This window comes from Enterobacter cloacae subsp. cloacae ATCC 13047, assembly GCF_000025565.1.
Taxonomy (GTDB): domain Bacteria; phylum Pseudomonadota; class Gammaproteobacteria; order Enterobacterales; family Enterobacteriaceae; genus Enterobacter; species Enterobacter cloacae.
Map to the genome: position 1 here is coordinate 3,538,411 of NC_014121.1, position 24,661 is coordinate 3,563,071.

20 protein-coding genes and 1 pseudogene are annotated in these 24,661 nt (G+C 54.6%); 7 read left to right on the forward strand and 14 right to left on the reverse strand.

All coding sequences use genetic code 11. The annotated features are described in order from the left end of the window. Positions 1–27: 27 nt before the first annotated feature. The 5 genes from mglB to ECL_RS17140 all read right to left on the reverse strand — a co-directional run bounded on the left by mglB (position 28) and on the right by ECL_RS17140 (position 5,595). Positions 28–1,026 (reverse strand): galactose/glucose ABC transporter substrate-binding protein MglB, encoded by a 999-nt coding sequence (mglB, locus tag ECL_RS17120; protein WP_013097954.1) that lies wholly within the window; start codon positions 1,024–1,026, stop codon positions 28–30. Positions 1,027–1,321: 295 nt separating this feature from the next. Beyond that, positions 1,322–2,344 carry an HTH-type transcriptional regulator GalS gene (galS, locus tag ECL_RS17125; protein WP_013097955.1) on the reverse strand — a complete coding sequence of 341 codons (1,023 nt, stop codon included), beginning with the start codon at positions 2,342–2,344 and terminating at the stop codon, positions 1,322–1,324. Positions 2,345–2,499: 155 nt separating this feature from the next. After that, positions 2,500–3,657 (reverse strand): DUF418 domain-containing protein YeiB, encoded by a 1,158-nt coding sequence (yeiB, locus tag ECL_RS17130; RefSeq protein WP_013097956.1) that lies wholly within the window; start codon positions 3,655–3,657, stop codon positions 2,500–2,502. Positions 3,658–3,675: 18 nt separating this feature from the next. Beyond that, positions 3,676–4,344, reverse strand: a complete 669-nt coding sequence (gene folE, locus ECL_RS17135) for a GTP cyclohydrolase I FolE (protein ID WP_013097957.1) — start codon at positions 4,342–4,344, stop codon at positions 3,676–3,678. 102 nt (positions 4,345–4,446) lie between these two features. Continuing rightward, positions 4,447–5,595, reverse strand: coding sequence for a YbfB/YjiJ family MFS transporter (locus ECL_RS17140; RefSeq protein WP_013097958.1), 1,149 nt, complete (start codon positions 5,593–5,595; stop codon positions 4,447–4,449). Between the two features lie 138 nt (positions 5,596–5,733). Here ECL_RS17140 and fghA point away from each other — a divergent pair, with 138 nt between their 5' ends. Continuing rightward, the gene (gene fghA, locus ECL_RS17145) at positions 5,734–6,570 is read left to right on the forward strand and encodes an S-formylglutathione hydrolase (RefSeq protein ID WP_013097959.1); all 837 of its coding nucleotides are present in this window, start codon (positions 5,734–5,736) and stop codon (positions 6,568–6,570) included. A 52-nt stretch (positions 6,571–6,622) separates the two neighbouring features. On the opposite strand, the gene cirA is transcribed toward fghA, so the two are convergent. From cirA to yieE, 3 genes are all read right to left on the reverse strand, one after another. Then, a complete protein-coding gene (gene cirA / locus ECL_RS17150; protein ID WP_044158044.1) occupies positions 6,623–8,593 on the reverse strand; it encodes a catecholate siderophore receptor CirA in 1,971 nt (656 codons plus the stop codon). A 226-nt stretch (positions 8,594–8,819) separates the two neighbouring features. Beyond that, positions 8,820–10,289: an amino acid permease gene (locus ECL_RS17155; protein ID WP_013097961.1), complete on the reverse strand. Its 1,470-nt coding sequence runs from the start codon at positions 10,287–10,289 to the stop codon at positions 8,820–8,822. 158 nt (positions 10,290–10,447) lie between these two features. Beyond that, positions 10,448–11,314 carry a DNA-binding transcriptional regulator YeiE gene (gene yieE / locus ECL_RS17160; RefSeq protein WP_013097962.1) on the reverse strand — a complete coding sequence of 289 codons (867 nt, stop codon included), beginning with the start codon at positions 11,312–11,314 and terminating at the stop codon, positions 10,448–10,450. Positions 11,315–11,411: 97 nt separating this feature from the next. Here yieE and ECL_RS17165 point away from each other — a divergent pair, with 97 nt between their 5' ends. Together ECL_RS17165 and nfo are read left to right on the forward strand one after the other, a co-directional pair. Then, positions 11,412–12,458, forward strand: coding sequence for a YeiH family protein (locus tag ECL_RS17165; protein WP_013097963.1), 1,047 nt, complete (start codon positions 11,412–11,414; stop codon positions 12,456–12,458). Between the two features lie 64 nt (positions 12,459–12,522). Continuing rightward, positions 12,523–13,380: a deoxyribonuclease IV gene (nfo, locus tag ECL_RS17170; RefSeq protein WP_013097964.1), complete on the forward strand. Its 858-nt coding sequence runs from the start codon at positions 12,523–12,525 to the stop codon at positions 13,378–13,380. Between the two features lie 75 nt (positions 13,381–13,455). Here the strand turns inward: nfo and fruA are convergent, their stop codons facing one another. The 3 genes and pseudogenes from fruA to fruB all read right to left on the reverse strand — a co-directional run bounded on the left by fruA (position 13,456) and on the right by fruB (position 17,227). Further along, entirely contained in the window at positions 13,456–15,141 is a 1,686-nt protein-coding gene (gene fruA / locus ECL_RS17175) for a PTS fructose transporter subunit IIBC (RefSeq protein ID WP_013097965.1), read from the reverse strand. 16 nt (positions 15,142–15,157) lie between these two features. Continuing rightward, positions 15,158–16,097 (reverse strand): annotated as a pseudogene (gene fruK / locus ECL_RS17180) (1-phosphofructokinase). Then, on the reverse strand, positions 16,097–17,227 hold the full coding sequence (gene fruB / locus ECL_RS17185; RefSeq protein WP_013097968.1) for a fused PTS fructose transporter subunit IIA/HPr protein: 1,131 nt from the start codon (positions 17,225–17,227) through the stop codon (positions 16,097–16,099). The pseudogene fruK and the gene fruB overlap by 1 nt, the downstream one beginning before the upstream one ends. 357 nt (positions 17,228–17,584) lie before the next feature. Here fruB and setB point away from each other — a divergent pair, with 357 nt between their 5' ends. Beyond that, the gene (gene setB / locus ECL_RS17190) at positions 17,585–18,766 is read left to right on the forward strand and encodes a sugar efflux transporter SetB (protein ID WP_013097970.1); all 1,182 of its coding nucleotides are present in this window, start codon (positions 17,585–17,587) and stop codon (positions 18,764–18,766) included. On the opposite strand, the gene ECL_RS17195 is transcribed toward setB, so the two are convergent. Then, complete coding sequence (locus ECL_RS17195) at positions 18,763–18,948, reverse strand: hypothetical protein (RefSeq protein ID WP_013097971.1); 186 nt, start codon at positions 18,946–18,948, stop codon at positions 18,763–18,765. The two genes, setB and ECL_RS17195, sit on opposite strands and share 4 nt — an antisense overlap. Positions 18,949–19,037: 89 nt before the next feature. On the opposite strand from ECL_RS17195, the gene ECL_RS17200 reads away from it, so the two are divergent. From ECL_RS17200 to ECL_RS17210, 3 genes are all read left to right on the forward strand, one after another. Further along, positions 19,038–19,262, forward strand: coding sequence for a recombinase family protein (locus ECL_RS17200; RefSeq protein WP_044158038.1), 225 nt, complete (start codon positions 19,038–19,040; stop codon positions 19,260–19,262). 28 nt (positions 19,263–19,290) lie between these two features. Further along, positions 19,291–19,988, forward strand: a protein-coding gene (locus ECL_RS17205; RefSeq protein ID WP_223433957.1) for an IS1 family transposase whose coding sequence is annotated in 2 segments (ribosomal slippage) — positions 19,291–19,540 and positions 19,540–19,988 — 699 coding nt in all. Because the reading frame shifts where the segments join, the coding sequence is not laid out codon by codon here. A gap of 199 nt (positions 19,989–20,187) precedes the next feature. Then, a protein-coding gene (locus ECL_RS17210) for an IS3-like element ISSen4 family transposase (protein WP_087451024.1) occupies positions 20,188–21,308 on the forward strand; the annotation gives its coding sequence in 2 pieces (ribosomal slippage) (positions 20,188–20,446 and positions 20,446–21,308; 1,122 coding nt in all). Between the two features lie 118 nt (positions 21,309–21,426). On the opposite strand, the gene ECL_RS17215 is transcribed toward ECL_RS17210, so the two are convergent. Together ECL_RS17215 and ECL_RS17220 are read right to left on the reverse strand one after the other, a co-directional pair. Beyond that, the gene (locus tag ECL_RS17215; protein WP_013097973.1) at positions 21,427–22,596 is read right to left on the reverse strand and encodes a hypothetical protein; all 1,170 of its coding nucleotides are present in this window, start codon (positions 22,594–22,596) and stop codon (positions 21,427–21,429) included. 783 nt (positions 22,597–23,379) lie between these two features. Then, positions 23,380–24,587 (reverse strand): IS3 family transposase gene (locus tag ECL_RS17220; protein WP_087776199.1). Its coding sequence is split into 2 segments (ribosomal slippage): positions 23,380–24,266 and positions 24,266–24,587, totalling 1,209 coding nucleotides; the frame shifts between segments, so codons are not numbered across the junction. Positions 24,588–24,661 lie beyond the last annotated feature (74 nt).

Consider the following 24,661-nt stretch of genomic DNA (forward strand, 5'->3'; position numbering starts at 1 on the left):
CGCCCTGTGGAGACATAACTAACTATCTTATTTACCGATAAACTCAGCCAGGTTGGACTGGTCTACGCCCACGTAAGGTACGCGAACGATTTTATTGTCGATTTTCCAGTTGGTGCCATCTGCCGCACCTTTACCGTCGGCCAGGTTTTTCGCCAGATCGAAGGTGGCTTTCGCCTGGTTGTTGGCATCGTTCAATACGGTACCGGCCATCGCACCTGATTTCACCAGTGCCAGCGCTTCTGGCAGCGCATCCACGCCGAACACAGGGATAGAGGATTTGTTGTGTGCTTTCAGGGCTTCTACCGCACCCATTGCCATCGCGTCGTTGTTAGCGATGACCACTTCAATTTTGTTCGCGTTAGGACCAGACAGCCACGCGTCCATTTTATCTTTCGCCTGAGCGGTATCCCACATCGCGGTATCTAAAGCCAGCTGCTGGGTTTTCAGACCTTTGTCGTTCAACTCTTTGACAACGTAAGTGGTACGCGCTTCAGCATCCGGGTGGCCTGGCTCGCCTTTCAGCAGCACAAACTGGATCTGGCCGTCTTTGTTCAGATCCCAGTTCGGGTTGGCCGCCCAGTGTTTCGCGATCAGATCGCCCTGGATAATACCGGACTCTTTGGAGTCAGTACCGACGTAATACGCTTTGTCATAGCTGTCCAGCGCTTTACGGGAAGGTTCTTTGTTGAAGAAGACGATTGGCACGTTCTGGCCGCGCGCTTTCTCGATAACTGTGCCTGCAGCAGCCGGGTCAACCAGGTTGATTGCCAGTGCCTTCACGCCTTTTGCCAGCAGGACGTCAATCTGATCGTTCTGTTTGGACTGGTCGTTCTGGGAGTCATTCATCAGCAGCTGAACATCTGGCGCTGCTTTAGCATTTTTCTCGATCGCTTTACGCACAACAGACATGAAGTTGTCGTCGTATTTATAGATAGTCACACCAATACGGGTATCCGCAGCGTGCGCTGCTGCACCAAAAAGCATGCTTGCCATTACAGCAGACAGAGTCAACACCTTCTTATTCATGGTATCTCCGGTTTTTTTTATGCAGGGTAGTTCTTGTGAATAACGATCGGCGGGCAGGTGTTAATAAAACGTTACTGACAGCCGAAGTTCACTTATAAAATTTCTATCTTCCGTGTTCGGTAACGCTCCAGAAATGCGTTTTATTCGTTGTTTGCGGCACGTTGGCTATAGTGAAAGTGAATAATCACTGTTACATAGCGTTTCAGCCCCTAAAACGCTGACATCATAGTCAGCGCCTTGTTAAGATACTGTGAATTTACTCACAGATTGAAAACGGTTACATCAGCTGGCTTTATCAGTTAGTGATCGGAACCACAATTTGCCGGGCAGAGACCGAATGGCGGCGCACTAATGTCGGCATGAAACAGTGTGTTGCTCCCGTATCAAGCAGCCCTGCCGCGCCCTGTAACGCCAGCTCAGTCGCCAGTTTGGCCATCGAGACAATGGGATAGCGTACCGTTGTCAGCTGCGGGTCGGTGTAACGGGCAATGGGAATATCGTCAAAACCGATCAACGACAAATGCTGTGGCACCGCAATGCCGTTATCTTTTAACGCCGTCAGTGCTCCGGCAGCCATGCTGTCGTTGTAGGCAAACACCGCGGAGAGCTGCAGGTTACGGCCCAGCAGCTCGACCATCGCAGCCTCCCCTCCCTGCATGTCCGGGGTACCGGTGCCTACCCAGCTTTCAGCAGGCGCAATGCCGTGTTCTTTCAGAGCATTTTGCCAGCCTTCGCGACGCAGTTCGTCGTCCTCAATCGCGTGGCTGGAGGCCAGATAACCGATTCGCTGGTGCCCGTTATTAATCAGCATGCGCGTGGCCATCATGGCGCCACTCACGTTATCCAGCCCCACGCAACGGTGGGCATAGCCGGGCACAATCCGGTTGATGAGCACCATGCCGGGGATTTGCTCCATAAATCCGGCAAGTTCCTCATCACTCAGGGCTTTTGAATGCACAATCAGCGCGTTACAACGCTGGCGGATCAGCACTTCGATGGCATAGCGCTCTTTTACTGCTTCATGATAGCTGTTGCCGATCAGCACATACTTTTGGTGCTGCTGGGCGACAACGTCCACCGCTTTCACCAGCGCGCCAAAAAACGCATCCGACACGTCCATCACTACCACGCCAATGGTGTCACTGACCTGCGTAGCCAGCGCCTGCGCGTTAGCATTGGGGCGGTAACCCAGTTGGGTCACGGCTTTCATTACGGTTTCACGGGTTTCAGGGCTGACCAGCGCGCTGTTGTTCAGCACGCGAGAGACGGTGGCCACAGAAACGCCCGCCTGACGGGCGACGTCACGAATGGTGATCATATTCACCATCCTTAAAAGGATTGCAGCAACTCACAGACACCCCCTGTGTTTAGCAAGGTGGCTATTTTGGCAGCGAGAGAAAGGGGACTACGTGAAGAAGGTCACACTGATGAAAACGGTTACATCCATTTTGTTAATGATTGTGATCCAGATCGTTATCTGGATGTATTATTCAATGAAACACCTGACGCTTTTGCGGTTAACTGACGCCACCCCCACTCCAGGGGCCCCTGGCGGAAATACCGCAGCCAGATAACTGAAAACGCCAGGTTTATCGTCCAGACCGGAAGAACAAACGCCACCAGCGTAAGGCGGTCGAATTTCATAAACAGGCCGAATCGATAGAACAGCGTGGTGCAGATGAGGGTCTGCAGAATGTAATTGCTTAACGCCATGCGGCCAACGCAGGCCACGGCACTGACAATCCAGAGGCGGGAGAGCTGCGGCCAGAAGCCATAGATGAGCGCGGCGTAGCCGATGGTCTGGAACGGGGCACCGAGCTCGCGCGGAACCTGCAGCAGGAAAGCGCACCAGCGGTAATCCCAGTGTAGATGCCACTGCGCAATCACCGCCGGAAGATTGATCGCCACGCCCAGCAGCACCAGCAAGACGCCTGTGCGACGATAGTGGCGCAGGCTAAATTCCCCTTTCAGCCAGCCGGTGCGCATCAGGGATGCGCCCATCAGCATCATCCCCGCCAGCTGCCAGCCGTATTGCGCTCCCAGTGCCAGCAGGTTATCGCCCAGCATATCCGCGCGATTGCTTATCGCTTCCGCGCCGCCTTTTAGCTTCCAGAACTGCTCATACTGCAGGTTGGCGGCGTCCGGTATCCATGAGCGGCTTGTTGCGTCGCCGGCGATCATACCCAGCAACAGCAGCACGCCAAGCCCCATGACATAAAGCATCACGCCGGTGTTAAACAGGCTTTTGACGCTATGCGCATCACGGATGAGTCGCCAGCAAATCAGCCCGACTAATCCATAGGCGAGAAGAATATCACCGTCCCAGAAGAACAGGCCGTGAATAAAGCCAAGGAGCACCAGCAGGGTCAGACGTGACTGGATCCAGCGGGTGCCGCGTTTGAGCAGGAGTTGCAGACCGGCGCCAAACAGCAGCGCAAAGAGGGTGAGGAATTTCACCTGAGCAAAGAGATCGAGGATTGCCCACGTCCAGGCATCGCGACGGGTGATCTCGCCATACCAGGCGGGGTTGAGATAAGCGGCCTTCGGCAGACCGAAGGCGCTGATATTAAGCAGCAGGATACCGAGAATGGCGACGCCGCGAACAAAATCGAGCGTGACGTTTCGCTCCATGGTCCCTGCCCTGTCTGATTAGTTGTGGTGACGCACGGCGCGCAGGAACTCCTGGCGGGTGTTCTGGCTGGATTTAAACAGACCGCCCAGCGACGTGGTGGTGGTCGCACTGGTGGCATCACGTACACCGCGCGCCTTCACGCAGTAGTGAACCGCGTCAATGGAGACCGCGACGTTATTGGTGCCCAGCAGCGTTTGCAGCGCAGTCAGGATCTGCTGCGTCAGACGCTCCTGCACCTGTGGGCGTTGGGCAAAGAACTGCACGATACGGTTGATTTTGGACAGACCAATCACCGTATCTTTTGGAATGTAAGCCACGGTCGCTTTACCGTCGATGGTCACGAAGTGGTGCTCGCAGGTGCTGGTCAGCGTGATATCGCGCACCGTCACCATCTCATCCACCTTCATTTTGTTTTCAATGACGGTGATTTTCGGGAAGTTGGCGTAGTCCAGGCCGGAGAAAATTTCGTCGACATACATTTTTGCGATGCGATGCGGCGTTTCCATCAGACTGTCGTCGCTCAGATCGAGATTCAGCAGTTGCATGATCTCGGTCATGTGCCCGGCAATCAGACGTTTACGGGTTTCATTATCCACTTCCTGAACGGGTGGACGCAGTGGCGTTTCAAGACCGCGCGCAACCAGGGCTTCGTGGACAAGGGCCGCTTCTTTACTGAGTGATGACATTCTTTTCTCCTGCAGGTGTGGCGTCTTTTGCCCTCGTTGTGGCAAAAGTGTGCGCTCATTGTGCGTGAGGCCGCGCACATAATCCAGTATTCACGACGATAATTATTGCAATTGCTGCTGCCTTTCGGCCTGACGGTTCCACACCAGCGCGCCCGCAATGAACAGCGCAATGCCCGCCAGCCCCAGCGCAGGCTCAAGCTTGTGGGTAAGCCAGGTGGATAACGCCGAGGTCATCGGCCCCACCAGCTGTCCAATGGCATAACCGGTAGTCAGTAGCCCCGCCATATAGCGGGTATGTTCGGGTGCCAGCTCGCGCCCGTAGAGTAAAGAGAGCTGAACGGCACACAGGAATCCGCCGCCGACCAGCAGGCCGCCCGTCAGCAAGCCGCCAATTCCCGGCAGTAGCCACGCCGCCAGCACACCCGCCCCCTGTAACCACAGCACGATAGCCAGCCTGCGGTTCGAGGTAGAGGTGTGACGCAAAACGATACTGAGCACGATGCCCACAACAGCGGCAGCGCCAAATATCGGCCAGACAAACTGTGCAAACAGGCTGCCGGGAAAACGCACGGCCGCCATTTGTGATAAAAATGTTGCAGGCAGGATGTAGCCAAATCCGGCCAGGCTGTAGCTCCAGACCAGGCACTTCAAATCTTTCGTCAGAATAAGGGGTTCAGGCGCGCTGCCCGGCCGGTGCAGTTGCCCGGCACGCGGTAAATAGCGGGCAACCAGTGCGATAAGCACCAGCGCCAGCACGCCGTAAATCTGCCATGCGGCCCCGGCCGACAACGCTTTTGCGTGAATATAGACCGCAAGCAGTCCGCTCAGGGCGATACCTGCGCCCGGCCCGGCAAACACGGCCGCGCTCAAACCCGGTTTACCCAGTTGCCCCAGCCGCTCGTTGGTCCAGGCGGCAATCAGCACCATCGACCAGCCGCTCATGCAGCCAATCACAAAGCGCAGCAGACCATGTACCAGCGCGTTATCCGCTGCGGCGGAAAGCAGCGTCAGCGCCACAGCGCCAGTAATACCCAGCCAAAGGCGGGTTTCAACGAAGCGATGGGCGCGCATCGCATCCCATGCGCCCACCAGATAGCCCAGATAGTTCATCGCCGCCACCAGACCTGCGCTGGTGAGCGTGAGTTGCCCGGCGGCAATCATCAGCGGCACCTGAGGGGTAAACGCGAAGCGCCCAATTCCCATCGCTACCACCAGAACCACAAATCCACTGAGCGCAATTCGCAGCGCCATGACCGCTCCAGTTGTTAATAAAAAGTAAATTTATGATGCAGGATCTCGCAGTCTTGCGAAAGTGAAAGTTGCTCACAGGTAAATGAAAACTCTGTATTATGGGTTGAATGAATAGCAATTCGCATTAAGGAGCCCTGCATGGAACTGCTCGAAGAGCATCGTTGTTTTGAAGGTCGACAGCAGCGCTGGCGCCACGACTCCACTGTCCTGAACTGTGCCATGACGTTCAGCATTTTCCTACCGCCCACTGAAGAGGGTGCTAAGCCCCCGGTTCTGTTCTGGCTCTCGGGATTAACCTGTAACGATGAGAATTTCACCACCAAAGCGGGCGCGCAGCGTGTGGCGGCCGAGCTGGGTATCGCCCTGGTGATGCCAGACACCAGCCCGCGTGGCGATGAGGTGGCGGACGATGCCGGATATGATCTGGGCAAAGGGGCCGGGTTCTATCTGAACGCCACAGAGCAGCCGTGGGCGAGCCATTACCGCATGTACGACTATATTGCCGACGAGCTGCCAGCCCTGATACAGCGTGAGTTTGCAGTAAGCAACCGGTGTGCCATCAGCGGGCATTCCATGGGTGGGCACGGCGCGTTGATCATGGCGCTAAAAAATCCTGGCAGATACACCAGCGTTTCCGCGTTTGCGCCAATTGTAAACCCCACCCAGGTACCGTGGGGGCAGAAAGCCTTTACGAACTATCTGGGCGATGACGCACAACGCTGGCAGGAGTGGGACAGCTGTGCCCTGATGCTGGCGAGCCAGCCTGGAAATGCGATCCCGACGCTTGTCGATCAAGGTGATGCGGATCAGTTCCTGGCCGGACAGCTACAGCCCGCCGTGCTGGCTGAAGCCGCACGTCAGAAAGACTGGCCGCTGACGCTGCGTATTCAGCCCGGATATGACCACAGCTACTATTTCATTGCATCCTTTATTGAGGATCACCTCCGCTTCCATGCGGAGCATTTGTTCGGGTAAGTGCGGTCTTTTTTGCCCGGTAAGCGAAGCGCCACCGGGCATGAAAACCACATCAGAACTTATAATCCACACCCACAAAGTAGCGGCGGCCATCTTCCGTGTAGCTGTAATCGTCGCGGCTCAGATCTTTATCCAGCAAGTTCTGCACGCCCGCGCGCAGCTTCACGCTTTTCGTTGCCTGCCATGCCGCGCCGGTATTCCAGATGACATAGCCGCCCGGCGTTGCGTCTGCGCTGGTTAACGCACGTTTCTCGCCGGTGTAGTGGCCCTGGACGTAGAACGACCAGTCCTGCGTCGCCTTCCAGTCCACGGTACCGTTGGCGGTATGGAACGGCAGTTCGGACAGCGGTTTGTTGCCGCCGTTGCTGATATCACGCCCGTCGTTGTAGGTATAGTTCAGCGTCAGCTTCCAGTCTTCAGCCACCGGGATCTTCAGCTCGGTTTCCACACCACGAATACGCGCCTTGTTGACGTTGTAATAGCGGAAGATCGGTTCACCGTCAGCATTCAGCCCCACGTAGTTCGGGTAGCTCTTAGCCTGGTTAACGTTCGCCGTACGGCTGATGCTGATACGGTCATCAACATTGTTCTGGAAGGTGGTAATGCTGGCCTGCACGCCCTCTAACCATCCCTCTTCCCCGCTGTAGTACAGCCCGAGTTCAAAGCTTTCGCTGGTTTCCGGTTTCAGGTTCGGGTTACCGACAATCTCGCACGCACCGCGACACGATCCGGTGATCCAGTCCGGACTCAGTTGCAGCAGGGATGGCGCTTTAAACGCGGTTGCCCAGCCCCCTTTCACCGTGACGGTATCGGTCGCGTTATAGACCAGATACGCTCGCGGACTCCAGTGATCGCCGTAGGTGTCGTGGTCGTCCATACGGATGCCGGTAGTCAGCGCCAGCGGTTCAAATATCCGCCATTCATCTTCAAGGAAGAGAGCATACTGGCTGGTAGAGGTCGCGCTGCCGGAGCCGCCGGTCAGGTTTACCGGATCTTTCAGCTTGTCGTGACGCCATTCGCCGCCGAAGGTCAGCAGCTGATTGATTTCACCCAGCGGCAGCACGTATTTACCATCAACGGCGTTGCTCTCGGAAGTGATGGTATGGCTGTTACCCGGGTTTTTGTTGTCCACCTTTTCGCCGTAAACTTTTAGTTCGCTGTTGCCTGTCCCCCATCGGCCGTTGTGGCTCACGGAGTAGTTCTGGCGCTCAAGGCGATTTTTATCGAGGGAATCGGAATCACGATCCTGGCGGTCGAAACCATAGCCTGCGGTAAAGTCATGATCTTCCGTCGGCGTCCAGGCGAATTCCACGTTGGCATCGCGGCTGGTGAAGCCCTCAATGCGCGGCGTTTCACCGCTCGTTGTGGTAGACGATTCTTGCTGTTTGTCTTTTGCACGCTTAGACACGCTGCCGTAGGCCTTCAGCCCCAGCACGCCATCCACCAGCGGGCCGCTGGTGTAGAACTGGCCGTTGTTGGTGTCCCCGCGATCGCGGTGTTCCTGAATGGTGGAGTCGGCGCTCAGGGTGCCCGTCCACTTCTGACCGATTTTTTTGGTGATGATATTCACCACGCCGCCCAGTGCATCTGAACCGTAGAGCGAGGACATTGGCCCGCGCACCACTTCGATCCGCTCGATCGCATCGACCGGAACCCAGTTCAGATCGAAATCGTTATGGCGGAAGACGGCGTTGCGGGAGTTAACACGCTTACCGTCGATCAGGATCAGCGTATAGCTGCTGTCCAGACCGCGAATACTTACCCCTTTACGGTTGTCCCCTTCATTAGTGAGCTGCACGCCCGGTACGTCCTGCAACACATCTTTCAGGTTCTGAACGGGTTTACGCTGCAGGTCTTCCTGGGTGATGACGCTGATGCTCGCCGGCGCGTCCTTCAGGTTTTGCTCAGTCGCTGACGCCGTGACAACCAGTGTGTCGCTGGATTCCGCAGCGATGACAGGCAGTGCCAGGGACATTGCGGACGCACAGAGTCCTCCCCTGACGAAGGGATTCAACCTAAACATTCCATATCTCCATGAGGTAAATACAACTAAATCAAAAGATTATTGCCCACAATGCCTTTTGCTCCGCCCGCATCTCCGGCGGGTCGGTGGTCTGCTTATTTTGACGTAATGATAAAGCAAACGATTATTATTATCAATTAAATTGTTAAAAATTATATCCGTTCTGCATAATGTGGAGATAAAAAAGCCCGCTCAAATGAGCGGGCTAAAAGAGAGGAAGTGCGGTTTATTTGTTAAATCGTTCAGGGAATTCCATTTCACTGTAGCGAACGAAGTGCGTTCCTTTCATCAGCTTGTAACCAAACCAGATCACCAGGAACAGCGGAATACCAATGTAGGTGGCCGTTACGGCGCCCCAGTCAATGGTGTCCGCCAGGAACGCTTCATAGTTCTGGCCCAGGGTGATAATCAGACACAGAATGAAGGCGAAAATCGGCCCCAGCGGGAAGAACCCGGAACGGTACGGCAGGTTGTTCAGATCGTGTCCCTGCATCACATAGCCGCGACGGAAGCGGTAGTGACTGATGGCAATCCCCAGCCAGGCAATAAAGCCCGTCATACCAGAGGTGTTGAGCAGCCACAGGTAGACCGTCTGGTTACCGAACATGGAGGTCAGGAAGCACAGACCAGCAATGACCGTTGTGGCATACAGTGCGTTACGCGGCACACCACCACGAGACAGTTTTGCGAAAATACGCGGCGCTTTACCGTCACAGGCCAGGGTATAGAGCATACGGGTTGAGGCGTACATACCGGAGTTACCCGCAGACAGCACCGCTGTCAGGATAACGGCGTTCATCACCGCCGCCGCAGAGAGCAGACCGGCATGCTGGAAGACCAGCGTGAACGGGCTGACGCTGATGTCTTTGACATCGTTTCGCAGCAGGCTTGGGTCAGTGTACGGGATAATCAGGCTGATAATCAGGATCGCGAACACATAGAACAGCAGAATACGCCAGAATACCTGACGCACCGCGCGCGGAATGTTCTTCTCCGGGTTTTCAGACTCACCGGCAGCAATACCAATCAGCTCGGTGCCCTGGAAAGAGAAGCCAACAATCATCGCCACGCCAATCATCGCCGAGAAACCACCGGCAAACGGCGCATCGCCAATCGTCCAGTTGCTCCACCCGGCCGGTTCCGCCCCTTTGAAAATACCAACGATCATCGCCACACCGACGACGATAAAGATGATGACGGTTGCCACTTTGATCAAAGAGAACCAGTATTCCGCTTCGCCAAAGCCGCGAACGGAGATGTAGTTGAGCAGGAAGATGACCGCGAGGAACAGCGCACTCCAGATCCAGCCTGGCGTGTCCGGGAACCACCAGGTCATAACCAGCTGTGCGGCGACAAGGTCAACGGCGATGGTGACCGCCCAGTTGTACCAGTAGTTCCAGCCCAGCGCGAAGCCAAAGCCTTCTTCAACGTATTTCTGACCGTAGGTCGAAAACGAACCGGATACCGGCATATACGCGGCCAGTTCGCCCAGGCTGGTCATCAGGAAGTAGACCATCAGGCCAATCAGGATGTAAGAGAAAAGTGCCCCACCCGGGCCAGCTGCCGAAATGGTTGCCCCGGAGGCAACGAAAAGACCTGTACCGATTGAGCCGCCGATGGCGATCATCGTCAGGTGACGCGCCTTGAGTTCGCGGCGTAGCGCGGGCGCTTCTGTGGTTTTAGTTTCTGAAACCATGTGAAAATGCTGTCCATCTAATAAATGAGGCGCGATTGTAGCAGACGATCCGCGTTCCTTCCGGCAGAAATACTGAGTTATAAGAGAGCTTCATGACTCGGCCAGGATTATAAGTAAAGCATAATTTTTCCCTCTCCCCATTGGGGTGAGGGGCGCTTTTATATGGCGCAATAGCGCAGAAAACGCTGCAGCGAGCTGGAAAGGTGTTTCTGACGATGGTGAATACACCACAACGTGCGCACCAGTTTGGGCAGCGGAAGCGGAACTTCAACCAGCGTTCCGGCCTCAAGCTGTTCAATAATGACCCGTCGTGAAAGGCAGCTGATCCCAAGGCCATGTCGCACCGCATGCTTGATCGCCTCTGAGTTGCCCAACTCCATCCCCAGCTGGAAATGCGGCAAATGGGAGAGCAGCAGATAATCAACAATTTCCCGCGTGCCGGAGCCCTGCTCACGCAGGATCCACTGCGCCTGTGCCAGACGTTCCAGGGTTACTTCACCCTGCAATAACGACGAGGCGGGTGAGGCGAAGACCACCAGCTCATCTTCCAGCCAGGGTTCCGCAATAATATCGACGTTATGGCACGGCCCTTCGATAAGACCGATATCCACGCGAAAATCGATTACCGCGTTAATCACATCCTGACTGTTCCCCACGCTCATCTCCAGAGGCAGGGTCGGGAAATCCCGGCGATAGCGGGCAATCACTTCCGGCAAGATATAGTTCCCAATGGTACTGCTGGCATACACGCGGATGGCACCGTTCTCTTCCCGGAAGAGTTGTTCAATTTCCGTTGCCTGTTCCAGCAGCGCCAGCGCGCGGGGATAAAGCAGGCGGCCATGTTCGTTAACCACCAGCCGCTTCCCTACCCTGTCGAAGAGCTGCACGCCCAACTGGCCCTCAAGATCGGTTAACGCGGCGCTGACCGCAGACTGGGAAAGCGAAAGCATCTGCGAGGCCTGGGTCGTCGACCCGCTTTTCAGCACTTCGGCAAAAACTTCCAGCTGACGCAAAGTAATGTGCATGGTTGCTTACCACTTATATAGATTGATTATAAGTATATAATCAATTTTATTTTTAAACCAGCGCGCCGTAACCTTTAGCCAGACAAAGGAGAAGGTTATGTCAGAAATCACCTTACAGCATCATCGTACATTGTGGCACTTCGTGCCGGGTCTTGCGCTCAGCGCGGTCGTCACCGGAGTGGCATTATGGGGCGGCAGCATTCCCGCCGTCGCCGGTGCCGGTTTTAGCGCCTTAACGCTGGCGATCCTGCTCGGCATGGTCGTGGGTAACACCGTTTACCCGCACATCTGGAAATCCTGTGATGGCGGCGTTATTTTTGCCAAGCAGCATCTGCTGCGCCTCGGGATCATTCTTTACGGCTTTCGCCTCACCTTTTCACAGATTGCGGATGTCGGCATTAGCGGTATCGCCATTGATGTCCTGACCCTGACCAGCACCTTTTTACTGGCCTGCTTTATCGGGCAGAAAATCTTTGGCCTGGATAAACAGACCAGCTGGCTGATCGGTGCCGGGAGCAGTATTTGCGGTGCGGCGGCGGTACTGGCAACCGAACCTGTGGTCAAGGCGGAATCCAGCAAAGTTACGGTGGCGGTCGCGACCGTGGTGATCTTCGGTACGCTGGCTATTTTCCTCTACCCGGCCATGTATCCGCTGGTGGCCCACTGGTTTAGCCCGGAAACCTATGGCATCTACATTGGCTCAACCATGCATGAAGTGGCGCAGGTCGTGGCGGCGGGTCATGCCATTAACCCGGAAGCAGAAAACGCTGCGGTGATTGCTAAAATGCTGCGCGTCATGATGCTGGCACCCTTCCTGATTATCCTGGCCGCCCGCGTGAAACAGCTTGCGCCCGCGGGTGGTAATCAGAAGAGTAAAATCACCATACCGTGGTTTGCGATCCTGTTTATCGTGGTGGCGATTTTCAACTCCTTCCACCTGCTGCCAAAAGCGGTGGTCGATATGCTGGTGACGCTGGATACCGTGCTGCTGGCAATGGCGATGGCGGCGCTGGGGGTGACCACGCACGTCAGCGCGCTGAAAAAAGCCGGTGCGAAACCGCTGCTGATGGCGCTGGTGCTCTTCATCTGGCTGATTGTGGGTGGCGGTGCGATTAACCTCGTGGTTCACAGCCTGATGGCATAAACCACTACATCCTTCCCCTGTTAACCCGTTATGATACGCATTTCGGGTTAACAGGAGTCCCTTTATGAAATACGTTGGAGCGCACGTCAGCGCTGCCGGTGGCCTTGCGAATGCCGCCATTCGCGCCGCCGAAATTGAGGCGACCGCTTTCGCCCTGTTCACCAAAAACCAGCGCCAGTGGCGCGCCGCGCCGCTTACCGCTGACGTCATAGATGATTTCAAAGCCGCCTGTGAGAAGTACCATTACGGGCCGGGTCAAATCCTTCCCCACGACAGCTATCTGATCAACCTCGGTCATCCGGTTCAGGAAGCGCTGGAGAAGTCCCGCGAAGCGTTTCTGGATGAAGTCCAGCGCTGCGAGCAGCTTGGGCTGACGCTGCTGAACTTCCATCCGGGTAGCCATCTGATGCAAATAGACGAAGAGGCCTGCCTGGCACGCATTGCGGAGTCCATTAACATCACGCTGGATAAAACCCAGGGGGTGACCGCGGTGATCGAGAATACCGCCGGTCAGGGCAGCAACCTCGGCTTTAAGTTTGAACATCTGGCCGCCATCATTGACGGCGTGGAAGATAAATCCCGCGTGGGCGTATGTATCGATACCTGTCACGCGTTTGCAGCCGGTTACGATCTGCGTACAACCGAGGCCACGAAAAACACCTTCGATGAGTTCGAACGCGTGGTGGGCTTTAAGTATCTGCGCGGAATGCACTTAAACGATGCCAAAAGCGCCTTTGGCAGCCGCGTAGACCGTCACCACAGCCTGGGTGAAGGTAATATTGGCCATGATGCGTTCCGCTTTATCATGCAGGACGCCCGTTTCGATGGTATCCCCATGGTGCTGGAAACCATCAATCCGGATATCTGGGCGGAAGAGATCGCCTGGCTGAAGGCACAGCAGACCGCTGAACAGGCGGCATAAAAAAAAGCCGGATCGCGTTAAGCGTCCGGCTTTTTTATAGGTCGGGTAAGGCGAAACCGCCACCCGACACCACTTTTAGGCTACTTTTGCCACCGCTTCCGCTTCAGGGCGTTTCAGCACCGCGTAAGAGAGCCCCGCCACCAGCGTACCAGCAACAATCGCCAGCAGGTAACCCAGTACCGGGGTGATAGCGCCTGGGATCAGCAGAACGAACAGACCACCGTGCGGTGCCATCAGCTTCGCGCCAATCGCCATTGAGATAGCCCCGGTCACCGCGCCGCCAACGATACAGCAAGGCAGAACACGCATTGGGTCACGGGCAGCAAACGGAATCGCCCCTTCGGTGATAAAGCACAGGCCCAGTACCAGCGCCGCTTTGCCGCCTTCCTGCTGCGCTTTGTCGAATTTACGACGCGCAATAATCGTTGCCAGGCCGAGCGCCAGCGGTGGCACCATACCGGCCGCCATAATGGCCGCCATTGGCGCGTAGGTCTGGGTACTCAGCAGGCCAACACCGAATGCATAGGCCGCTTTGTTTACCGGACCACCCATGTCGGTACACATCATGCCACCGAGGATAGCACCCAACAGCACCGCGTTTGCCGTGCCCATGGTTTGCAGCCAGTGGGTCAGACCCGCCAGGATACCCGCCACCGGCTTACCAATCAGGTAAATCATCGCCAGACCGACCACCAGGCTGGAAATCAGCGGAATGATCAGAATCGGTTTCAGGGCTTCCATACTTTGCGGCAGCTTCAGCTTCGAGCTGATAAGCTTCGCGACGTAACCCGCCAGGAAACCGGCAATGATACCGCCAATAAAGCCGGAACCGGTGCTCACGGCCAGCATACCGCCGATAAGACCCGGCGTCAGGCCCGGACGGTCAGCGATGGAGAAGGCGATAAAGCCTGCCAGCACCGGCACCATCAGCGCGAACGCGGAGCCGCCACCAATCTGCATTAACGCCGCAGCCAGCGTTCCTTCTTCTTTAAATGCGGTGATACCAAACGCGAATGACAGTGCGATACACAGACCGCCCGCCACCACCATCGGCAGCATATAAGACACACCGGTCAGCAGGTGACGATAGGCGCCCGCAGATTCTTTTTTCCCTTCGGTAGCCGGTTTCGCCGCACCGGTTGCCTGATAAGGCTGGGCTTCCACCAGCGCTTTATCAAACTCCTGCGCGGTCTTTTTCAGCGCCAGGCCGGTAGAGGTGCGGTACATCGGTTTACCCGCGAATTTCGCCAGATCCACTTCGATATCCGCCGCAACGATCACCAGATCGGCTTCCGCCACTTCTTCCGGGGTGATGGCATTGCCCGCACCCACCGAGCCACGGGTTTCAACTTTCACCCACCAGCCGCGTTTTTTCGCTTCGGTTTCAATCGCTTCAGCCGCCATAAAGGTATGCGCGACGCCCGTCGGACAAGCTGTCACCGCCACAATGCGTTTCGGGCCCGTGGCAGCAACCGGTGCTGCCGCAGCCGGTGCGCTGTAGACAGACGCGTGGCCTTTCGCTTCGCTCAGGAACAGTTCCGGATGTGCCACCGCGCGATTAATATCGCCCAGCCACACTTTTTTGCCGTTCAGCGCGCTGTCAGCCGGGACCTTATCACCCAGCACAATCGCCAGTTCAGCGTCGCCCGGGTTATCGGTCATTTCCAGATGTGCTTTGTTCGCCGCCGCTCCCAGCAGGGTCTTCGCCATATAGGCGCGAGCCTGTCCGAGACCGGAGTCAATAATCAGCAGCGTTTTCATTATTCCTCTCCTGCTGTTAGTTAAAAGGTTTTAAGTCAACGCGCGCCATCATCGCGGCTAACTGGGTACGATCGGTAATGCCGACATTGCTCTGACTCACGGCCAGGGCTGCAACGGCGGTGGCAAGACGTAAAGTATGTTCACTGGATTCGCGCATCAGCAGACCATAGATCAGACCGCCAACCATCGAATCCCCTGCGCCAACGGTGCTGACAACGTCAACCGACGGCGGTTTGGCGATCCATTCGCCAGACGCGTTAACCCACAACGCCCCTTCTGCACCAAGCGAAATCACCACGTGAGCGATACCCCTGCTCGCGCAGCGCATGGGCAGCGTCAATCACATCTTTTAATTCTGGCAGCTTCCGGCCAGCCCAGATCTCCAGTTCACGGCGATTAGGCTTCACCAGCCACGGGGACGCTTTCAGGCCGGCGACCAGCGCATCACGGCTGCTGTCAAAGATGATGCACGGGCACTGGCTGCGCAGGCGCGTCATCCAGTCGGTGAAGGCTTCCGGGCTTACGCCAGATGGCAGACTGCCGCTGACGCACACCATGTCGAACTGGCCCAGCCAGGTCAGAGAATCATTAACAAAACGCTCCCAGTCAGACGGCGTCACTTCAAAGCCAGAGAAGTTCAGATCGGTCACTTCCCCGTCTTTCTCCGTCAGTTTGACGTTGATACGGGTACGGCCCTGAACAACCTGGAAACGGTTAGCAATGCCCAGCTCGCTGAACAGCTGCTGGAAACCATCCTGGTTATCTTTACCGAGGAATCCCCCCACGGTGACATCGATACCGAGATCCTTGAGCACTTTCGCGACGTTAATCCCTTTGCCCGCAGCATGCAGGCCAGTGGTACGCACGAGGTTTACTTCGCCGCGCTCAATCTCCGGGCAAAACCCCACCAGGTCATAAGCCGGGTTCAGCGTAATAGTCGCAACACGTCTGCTCATTATGCGCCCTCCCCCAGACCCGCCGCGATGGCATCGCCAATCGCTTTCAGCGCCTGTTCAGCATCCGCACCCTGCGCGGTGAAACGCAGACGGTGACCCTTCTTCACGCCCAGCGCGACAACTTTCATCAGACTACGACCATTGGCCGCTTTGCCCGTGCCATCCAGGTTAGCCACGGTGATCTCACTTTCAAATTGTTTAATGGTATTCACCAGCATGGTGCCCGGACGGGCATGCAGGCCGTGCTCGTTACGTACAACGAACTCTGCGCTCAGCACGTCATCCGTCAGCGCATCATCACTGGTCAGCAGAGCCAGCACGGTGGCGGCATCCGCGTTCAGCAGTTTTTCAGCTTTGTTGTTCAGCAGCAGATCGCCCAGACGCTTCAGCACGGCAACCGGCTGGTCATCGGTCATGGCGACGGTCACCAGCAGGGCAGCGCTTTCACCGTCTACGTCAAAGGCGTTTGCGGCACGGCTCACCGCGATAGCACTCCGCAGGTTGCCTTCAGCACTGTCGTTCAGCCAGATACCCTGGCCCAGATTGAGAGGCTTATCGTTAATGACGCGGGTAACAAAGGTAGCGTCTGCTGCCCCGGCTTCTTTCAGGCGTCCGGCATTCAGAGCCTGCAGCGTCACCAGATCGGTCGCGACAACGTCCAGCGTCAGCGTGTCGTTATCCAGTTTCAGCGCTTCGCTCTGTTTTTCGCCCATCAGCAGAGCGCGCAGCTCTTCAGCGGTGGTGGCAGATTTCAACTGCTCGGCCACGGCGTCATCGCTCAGCACATGGGTCAGCTGACGCAGCAAACCTAAGTGCTCGTCGCTGCTGGCCGCGATACCGATGGCCACGTAAGCCACCTGCCCCTCGCCCCACACAACGCCCTGCGGGAACTGATAAACCTTAACGCCGGTTTTCAGCACCTGATCGCGGGTGTCTGTGGTGCCGTGCGGAATGGCGATGCCATTGCCGAGGAAGGTCGAGGTCTGCTGCTCACGCGCCAGCATGCCGTTGACGTAGCCTTCAGCCACATTGCCGGCCTGCACAAGGGCAGCGGCAACCTGGCGAATGGCCTCTTCTTTGTTCCCGGCCTGAGCGCCCGGGTGGATATCCTGTACAGATAACTGGAACATGGTTCTCCTCTCCTGCTGAAAGTGAATCGTTTCAGCTTCACTGAGAAAAAATGCGCTAGCCTGCTCCGTTTGTTAAAACAAGATAGCGCTGAAACGTTTCAAAAAGTCTTGCGCTTTCTGCAAGACGTTGCAAGGAAAGTTACATTTCTGATTGCAGAATTTAGAGATGCAGCACATTTCTTCCTCGTTCAGCTGAATTTTGCTGACGTTCAGCAAATCAGTTTCAACTAAGGTCAGCTGCACGCGAATATGAAATGCCATTTTGATTATTCGTGGCGAAATTGACCTCACCCTCTGTTTATTTTCTGACTCGCGACGTACACTCCGCGTCTCCTGGAAACTCACCGACTGTGAAACATGCATAACACGCCCGCCGCCGTCTCGCCGAAGCCCTTTGATTTCACCTCAACGGCATTTTTAATTGTTGCCTTCCTGACCGGCATCGCCGGTGCGCTGCAGACCCCTACGCTGAGCCTGTTCCTGACCAATGAAGTCCATGCGCGTCCGGCGATGGTGGGCTTCTTCTTTACCGGAAGCGCCATTATCGGCATCCTGGTGAGCCAGTTTCTGGCGGGGCGTTCAGATAAAAAAGGCGATCGTAAAAGCCTGATCGTCTTTTGCTGTCTGCTGGGGGTGTTCGCCTGCGTCCTGTTTGCCTGGAACCGCAACTATTTTGTTCTGCTGTTTATCGGGGTGTTTCTGAGCAGTTTCGGTTCAACGGCGAATCCGCAGATGTTCGCCCTTGCCCGTGAGCATGCCGACCATACCGGGCGAGAAGCGGTGATGTTCAGCTCTATTCTGCGTGCGCAAGTATCGCTGGCGTGGGTTATTGGCCCGCCGCTGGCTTACGCGCTGGCGATGGGGTTTGGCTTTACGGTGATGTACCTGAGTGCGGCAGTGGCCTTTGTGGTGTGTGGCGCCATGGTGTGGTTCTTTCTGCCGTCGATGCGTAAAGAGCCAAAAGTGGCAACAGGCGTGCTGGAGGCACCGCGTCGTAACCGTCGTGACGCCCTGCTCCTCTTTATTATCTGTACGCTGATGTGGGGCACAAACAGCCTGTATATCATTAATATGCCGCTGTTTATTATTGATGAGCTGCATCTGCCCGAGAAGCTTGCTGGCATCATGATGGGGACCGCGGCCGGGCTTGAAATCCCCACCATGCTGATTGCTGGCTATTACGCGAAGCGTTTCGGGAAACGTTTTCTGATGCGTATCGCCGCCGTCGCCGGGCTACTGTTCTATGTTGGAATGCTGACGGTTCATACGCCGGGGCTGCTGCTGGCTTTACAGCTGCTGAATGCCATCTATATCGGCATACTCGCCGGAATTGGCATGCTCTATTTCCAGGATCTGATGCCGGGCCAGGCAGGCTCTGCCACCACCCTTTATACTAATACCACCCGCGTGGGCTGGATTATCGCAGGCTCAATGGCCGGCGTGGTGGCTGAAATCTGGAACTATCACACGGTGTTCTGGATTGCGCTGGTGATGTGCACCCTGACGATAGCGTGCCTGACAAGAATTAAAGACGTTTAAGGTGCGGTGAGTGCTTCCAGATTAAGCAGGTACGTCATCGCCTGCGCGCGCGTGTTGCCGCACATCTCGGCGGAGGGCTGCAGCCCGGAGCAGACCTTCGGGCGCAGAGGCGAGCCAAAGATCATGCACAGGTTGGTTTCAGAAAGCTGAACGCAGCGGGTATTCGCAGGCTTGCCTAACATATAATTATTCACTGTTTAAAATTCACATTCCTGCTGTTAGCATCAGGTCTATCTGATCAATCAATACCATCCGAAGGGAATCACACTCAATGAAACCCAAGCTATATTCGTACGTGCGTTTTTCATCTGTGAAACAACGGGAAGGTAACTCCCTGGAGCGTCAGCAAGATACCGCTCTAAAAATTGCGGCCCGTTATAATCTCGAACTTGATACAACGGCTTTCCACGATCTCGGCATGTCTGCGTTCAAAGGAAAAAATGCTCATGAAGGGAAGCTATCGGAGTTCGGTAATGGTGCCAACTTACTGATTTAGTGTATGATGGTGTTTTTGAGGTGCTCCAGTGGCTTCTGTTTCTATCAGCTGTCCCTCCTGTTCAGCTACTGAAGGCGTGGTGCGTAACGGTAAAAGTACTGCCGGACATCAGCGCTATCTCTGCTCTCACTGCCGTAAAACATGGCAGCTACAGTTCACTTACACCGCTTCTCAACCCGGTACGCATCAGAAAATCATTGATATGGCCATGAATGGCGTCGGATGTCGCGCCAGTGCACGCATTATGGGCGTTGGCCTCAACACGATTTTACGTCACTTAAAAAACTCAGACCGCAGTCGGTAACCTCACGCATACAACCGGGCAGTGACGTCATTGTTTGCGCGGAAATGGACGAACAGTGGGGTTATGTCGGCGCTAAATCACGCCAGCGCTGGTTGTTTTACGCGTATGACAGGATACGGAGGACGGTTGTGGCGCACGTATTCGGTGAACGCACGTTGTCCACGCTGGAGCGTCTTCTGGGCCTGCTGTCGGCCTTTGAGGTCGTGGTATGGATGACGGATGGCTGGCCGCTTTATGAATCACGCCTGAAGGGAGAACTGCACGTTATCAGCAAGCGATATACGCAGCGCATTGAGCGGCATAACCTGAATCTGAGGCAACATCTGGCAAGGCTGGGCAGGAAGTCACTGTCGTTCTCAAAATCGGTGGAGCTGCATGACAAAGTCATCGGGCATTATCTGAACATAAAACACTATCAGTAAGTTGGAGTCATTACCCTTCTTAGGATGTGATTGCAATAACGGCAACACAGCGCACACATCGCGGCTGATCAGTGAGTATGAAGTGGTTTACTGAATTTGACCGCCTGAATCGATAGACAAAATGTCCGTGACCTGCTCCCCGTTGATTAGTACACCCCGATGTTAGTAATGTCTTCATAAGCCACATGAGGACATCCCCATGAAGAAGCGTTTTTCCGACGAACAGATCATCAGTATTCTCCGCGAAGCCGAAGCTGGGGTACCCGCCCGTGAACTCTGCCGCAAGCATGCCATTTCCGATGCCACGTTTTACACCTGGCGTAAGAAGTATGGCGGTATGGAGGTGCCTGAAGTTAAGCGCCTGAAGTCGCTTGAGGAAGAGAACGCCAGACTCAAGAAGCTGCTTGCCGAAGCCATGCTGGATAAAGAGGCGCTTCAGGTGGCTCTTGGGCGAAAGTACTGACGACAGACCAGAAGCGGGAAGCCGTGATGTTGATGTGTGATGCGACCGGTCTGTCGCAACGTCGTGCCTGCAGGCTTACAGGTTTATCCCTGTCGACCTGCCGCTATGAGGCTCACCGTCCGGCTGCTGATGCGCATTTATCAGGGCGCATCACTGAGCTGGCACTGGAGCGCAGGCGTTTTGGCTACCGTCGTATTTGGCAGTTGCTGCGCCGTGAAGGGCTTCATGTTAATCATAAGCGCGTGTACCGGCTTTATCACCTCAGTGGCCTGGGCGTAAAACGCAGAAGACGTCGTAAAGGGCTGGCAACAGAACGTCTGCCGCTGCTCCGTCCGGCGGCGCCCAATCTGACCTGGTCGATGGATTTCGTCATGGACGCACTTTCCACCGGTCGCAGGATCAAGTGTCTTACCTGCGTCGATGATTTCACAAAGGAATGCCTGACGGTCACTGTTGCCTTTGGGATTTCAGGCGTTCAGGTCACGCGTATTCTGGACAGCATTGCACTGTTTCGAGGCTATCCGGCGACGATAAGAACTGACCAGGGGCCGGAGTTCACTTGCCGTGCACTGGATCAATGGGCCTTTGAGCATGGTGTTGAGTTGCGCTTAATCCAGCCGGGCAAGCCAACGCAGAACGGATTTATTGAGAGCTTTAACGGACGATTTCGCGATGAATGTTTGAATGAGCACTGGTTCAGCGATATCGTTCATGCCAGGAAAATTATTAATGACTGGCGGCAGGATTATAACGAATGCCGCCCGCACTCCACGCTGAATTATCAGACACCGTCTGAATTTGCAGCGGGCTGGAGAAAGGGTCATTCTGAGAATGAAGATTCCGACGTTACTAACTGAGTGTTGTATCTAATCGTGGGGGCAGGTCATCCGCACCTGGCACGGAGCGAGCTGTCAGATAGAGTTCGGCCCTGCGCCACACCTTTGTCAGGCCAAATCTGAGCTAATACAAATAAAGTTATCGTTTGACGGTCGCTGGAAGAACCTCATCCTGTGCCAGTAAAGTAATCACATCTCTGGCGATATCCGGTATTATGCCAGGCGTTTTGTAAGTGGCATACACCGCAACCGATAATGGACTCCATTTGTGCTTATCAGCAATACGTTTTACCTCCTCGATAACCTTAAACGTATCGTTTTCCAAAGCCAGTCCTAAACGAGCTGTATCCAGATAAACGCGCTGAACTGCGGAGATATACGCGAGCTTTTTAAGTTCTGTGGTAATAATGCGCTGCGCTTCAACACCGATAGAGGAGCCTCCCTCAACGACCCCTGTCAATCCAACAAGCTTGCCTCCATCACTACGAGTATTGTCATCTTTGTCTCTGTGGAGCGGTACTAAGGCATTCAACTCTACATCCTGCTGAAGTAACTCCAGCAGTTCGGGCAAAAGCTCAGTTTTGATGACACCTTTTAAAGCGGCTGCTCTTTTAGCCAGGCTAACAGGGTATTGCCCCAACCGAGCCGACATTGAAATAATGCAACTAGCGATTATGAAAATATCGTTTTCCCCGATTAGTGGGGCACACTCGGCACGAAAGGATTGTTCTTCACGAAGGAGAGGATTTGCTTTTTCAGGCTTCCTAATTTTTGATTTTGGCTGCTTCTTGCTATAGCCACGCAAAGCATCCTGTGCGCTTCGGGTTAGAATGCTGATACTTTTAATGAGCCCCTCATTACCCTTGAGGTTGGCAATCATTTGCTGCATATTTTCGAGCCTGCCAAGCATCTCGGGAACAGCTTTACCCGCTGCGATCTTCTCGCTGATATCATTAAGATTTCTCAGAACACCAGTAACAAGCTGTGAGGGTGCAGGAACCGAGGCATTCAGTTGGTGGCTTTTTTTGATTTCTTTTTCCATCAACTGGATCGCATGCTTCCAGTCGGTTTGTACACCAGCTTTAAGGGTCTCAAGATTAAGAATAGCAGTTCGAAGACTTTCGCATTTATCTAACGGAATAGGTTCACCATTCTGTTTACCTGTTTTCAGCCAGTGAACTAAGGATACGAAGTCAGCTTTAGCCGTCGCAACGAGTCCATTGATAACACGCTGCCTCGCTTCAGGCGTAAAGTGATTTGTTCTCGGCACTGGCAGACGATCATTTTTGCGCGCTATTGGTCTCTTCATAACGGATATCTCAACTTGGCCCCATCACGATAAACCCCATCTGGGTTATTGGCGGCAATTATCCCCAGTTACATATCATGTTTTAAGGTAGTAATACCCGCTACACCATCAAAGTATTGTCATATTTTGATCGCACAGATGGTTGTTCAACTTACGCTTCTGGCAAGGGGCGGAATGTCAAATTGCCTCCGGCTCTGCGGCAAAGCTGTGTCAGGCCAAATCTGATCTAATACTTTTTTCTCGATTCCGACCGGACAATAATCATCGAACAAAACATTCTGCGGGCTGTGAATACATTAAACACTCACTACGTTCGTGTACTTGCTTCAAATGCTGAAGTGATGTCCTGAATTACGAGCGAAGCGAGTTTCGTCAAGCGAAGCGAAGACGGATAGCCAAACTGGTTAAAAAGTATACGGATATGTCTACTTTTCTCTATATATAAAATATAAAAATATAATAGTAGACATTAGACACTCACTACGTTCGTGTCCCTCGCTTCGCTCGGAATTTTGAAGAAATGTATGAATCTATAAGCAAAGCAACTATCGTTGAACTATCATGCAATTGACCGAAGCTAAAGTTAATCAGGTTCAAATCATGCCTTAAAACGCTCTGAGCGAAGCTGTAAGCGCTTTTTATGATATGGGTAATACGATTCATGCCTTGGAAAGAAAAAACGCTCTACGGGCTTCCAGTGCGACATTTACGAATTCAGTGCTTTACCACTCAATTTCGATGTTGAATGATCTTGACCCGCCATTTCCGGACAGCTTTTGTATCTTAAGTTAACGATGCCCGCTGCCGCCGGTATTCTCTCGGAGAGTGATATCCCAGCGCACTATGCGGGTGATTTTCATTGTAATGCGTGAACGCCGCTGCAAGGTTTCGCAGGGCTGTTCTCACATCCGGTTTCGGCATGAACGCGATATAGTCTTCCTTCATCGTCTTCACGAACCGTTCGGCCATGCCATTGCTCTGCGGGCTGCTCACCGCTGTTGTACATGGCTCCAGATTCAGCTCTTTGGCGAACCTCCGCGTTTCATGCGCGGTATATGCTGAACCGTTGTCCGTCAGCCACTGCACCGCTGTGTCGGGCAGCCTGTCGCCGAAGCGCTTTTCCACCGACCTCAGCATCACATCCTGCACGGTCGAACTGTCATAGCCTCCCGTGCTTGCTGCCCAGTCTATGGCCTCACGGTCGCAGCAGTCCAGCGCGAACGTTACCCGCAGTTTTTCGCCGTTGTCGCAGCCGAACTCGAAGCCATCTGAACACCAGCGCATATCGCTTTCTGCCACCGCTATCTTGCCCTTATGTTCACGCTTCGGTCGCTCTGGTTTGTGATGCAACAACAACAGGTTATGCTCGCTCATTATCCTGTAAAGCCGTTTGGCATTCACAGGTGGCTGTCCCTCTGTGCGACGTTGCTTGCGCAGGATGCCCCACACGCGTCGATAACCATAACTCGGCATATCGCTGATAATGTTGAGGATAGCCGACAGTATTTCTGCGTCTGCTTCTTCATTACGCCGGTTACAGCGCCTGTCCTGCCAGTCGGCAGAACGGTTAATCCGCAGTGACAGTTGCGCACGCGACACGCCCATGGTCCGGCTGACCATGGCTATTCCCCGTCCTTTGGCAACAAGGGCGCGTGCGCTATCCATTTTCGCGACTGACCGTACTCCACGGCTTCTTTCAGGATCTCAACTTCCATCGTCTTCTTGCCCAGAAGGCGCTGAAGCTCCCGGACCTGCTTCAGAGCAGCAGTAAGCTCAGAAGCAGGAACGACTTCCTCTCCAGCCGCAACGGCGGTGAGGCTGCCTTCCTGATATTGCTTCTTCCACTTAAACAGCAGGCTGGGCTGGATACCATGCAGGCGGGCGACATGGGAGACATTCATACCCGGCTCCATCGTCTGCTGGATAATGGCGATCTTCTCCTGAGGAGTTTTACGTTTACGGACTTCTTGCCCTAACAGGATCCCGGTCATCTCAAAATTGGTGTTAGTGTTAGACATATATTCAAGCCTATCTCTTATCTGGAGATACAGCTACTGTCTGGTGT

Excerpts from the sequence above, each read along its gene's own strand:
- cirA (WP_044158044.1), bottom strand. The coding sequence starts at position 8,593 with ATGTTTAGGTTGAATCCCTTCGTCAGGGGAGGACTCTGTGCGTCCGCA.
- fruB (WP_013097968.1), bottom strand. The coding sequence starts at position 17,227 with ATGTTCCAGTTATCTGTACAGGATATCCACCCGGGCGCTCAGGCCGGG.
- nfo (WP_013097964.1), top strand. The coding sequence starts at position 12,523 with ATGAAATACGTTGGAGCGCACGTCAGCGCTGCCGGTGGCCTTGCGAAT.
- ECL_RS17200 (WP_044158038.1), top strand. The coding sequence starts at position 19,038 with ATGAAACCCAAGCTATATTCGTACGTGCGTTTTTCATCTGTGAAACAA.
- ECL_RS17165 (WP_013097963.1), top strand. The coding sequence starts at position 11,412 with ATGTCAGAAATCACCTTACAGCATCATCGTACATTGTGGCACTTCGTG.
- ECL_RS17155 (WP_013097961.1), bottom strand. The coding sequence starts at position 10,289 with ATGGTTTCAGAAACTAAAACCACAGAAGCGCCCGCGCTACGCCGCGAA.
- ECL_RS17140 (WP_013097958.1), bottom strand. The coding sequence starts at position 5,595 with ATGGCGCTGCGAATTGCGCTCAGTGGATTTGTGGTTCTGGTGGTAGCG.
- fghA (WP_013097959.1), top strand. The coding sequence starts at position 5,734 with ATGGAACTGCTCGAAGAGCATCGTTGTTTTGAAGGTCGACAGCAGCGC.
- mglB (WP_013097954.1), bottom strand. The coding sequence starts at position 1,026 with ATGAATAAGAAGGTGTTGACTCTGTCTGCTGTAATGGCAAGCATGCTT.
- ECL_RS17195 (WP_013097971.1), bottom strand. The coding sequence starts at position 18,948 with ATGTTAGGCAAGCCTGCGAATACCCGCTGCGTTCAGCTTTCTGAAACC.
- folE (WP_013097957.1), bottom strand. The coding sequence starts at position 4,344 with ATGTCATCACTCAGTAAAGAAGCGGCCCTTGTCCACGAAGCCCTGGTT.
- setB (WP_013097970.1), top strand. The coding sequence starts at position 17,585 with ATGCATAACACGCCCGCCGCCGTCTCGCCGAAGCCCTTTGATTTCACC.
- yeiB (WP_013097956.1), bottom strand. The coding sequence starts at position 3,657 with ATGGAGCGAAACGTCACGCTCGATTTTGTTCGCGGCGTCGCCATTCTC.
- yieE (WP_013097962.1), bottom strand. The coding sequence starts at position 11,314 with ATGCACATTACTTTGCGTCAGCTGGAAGTTTTTGCCGAAGTGCTGAAA.
- ECL_RS17215 (WP_013097973.1), bottom strand. The coding sequence starts at position 22,596 with ATGAAGAGACCAATAGCGCGCAAAAATGATCGTCTGCCAGTGCCGAGA.
- fruA (WP_013097965.1), bottom strand. The coding sequence starts at position 15,141 with ATGAAAACGCTGCTGATTATTGACTCCGGTCTCGGACAGGCTCGCGCC.
- galS (WP_013097955.1), bottom strand. The coding sequence starts at position 2,344 with ATGATCACCATTCGTGACGTCGCCCGTCAGGCGGGCGTTTCTGTGGCC.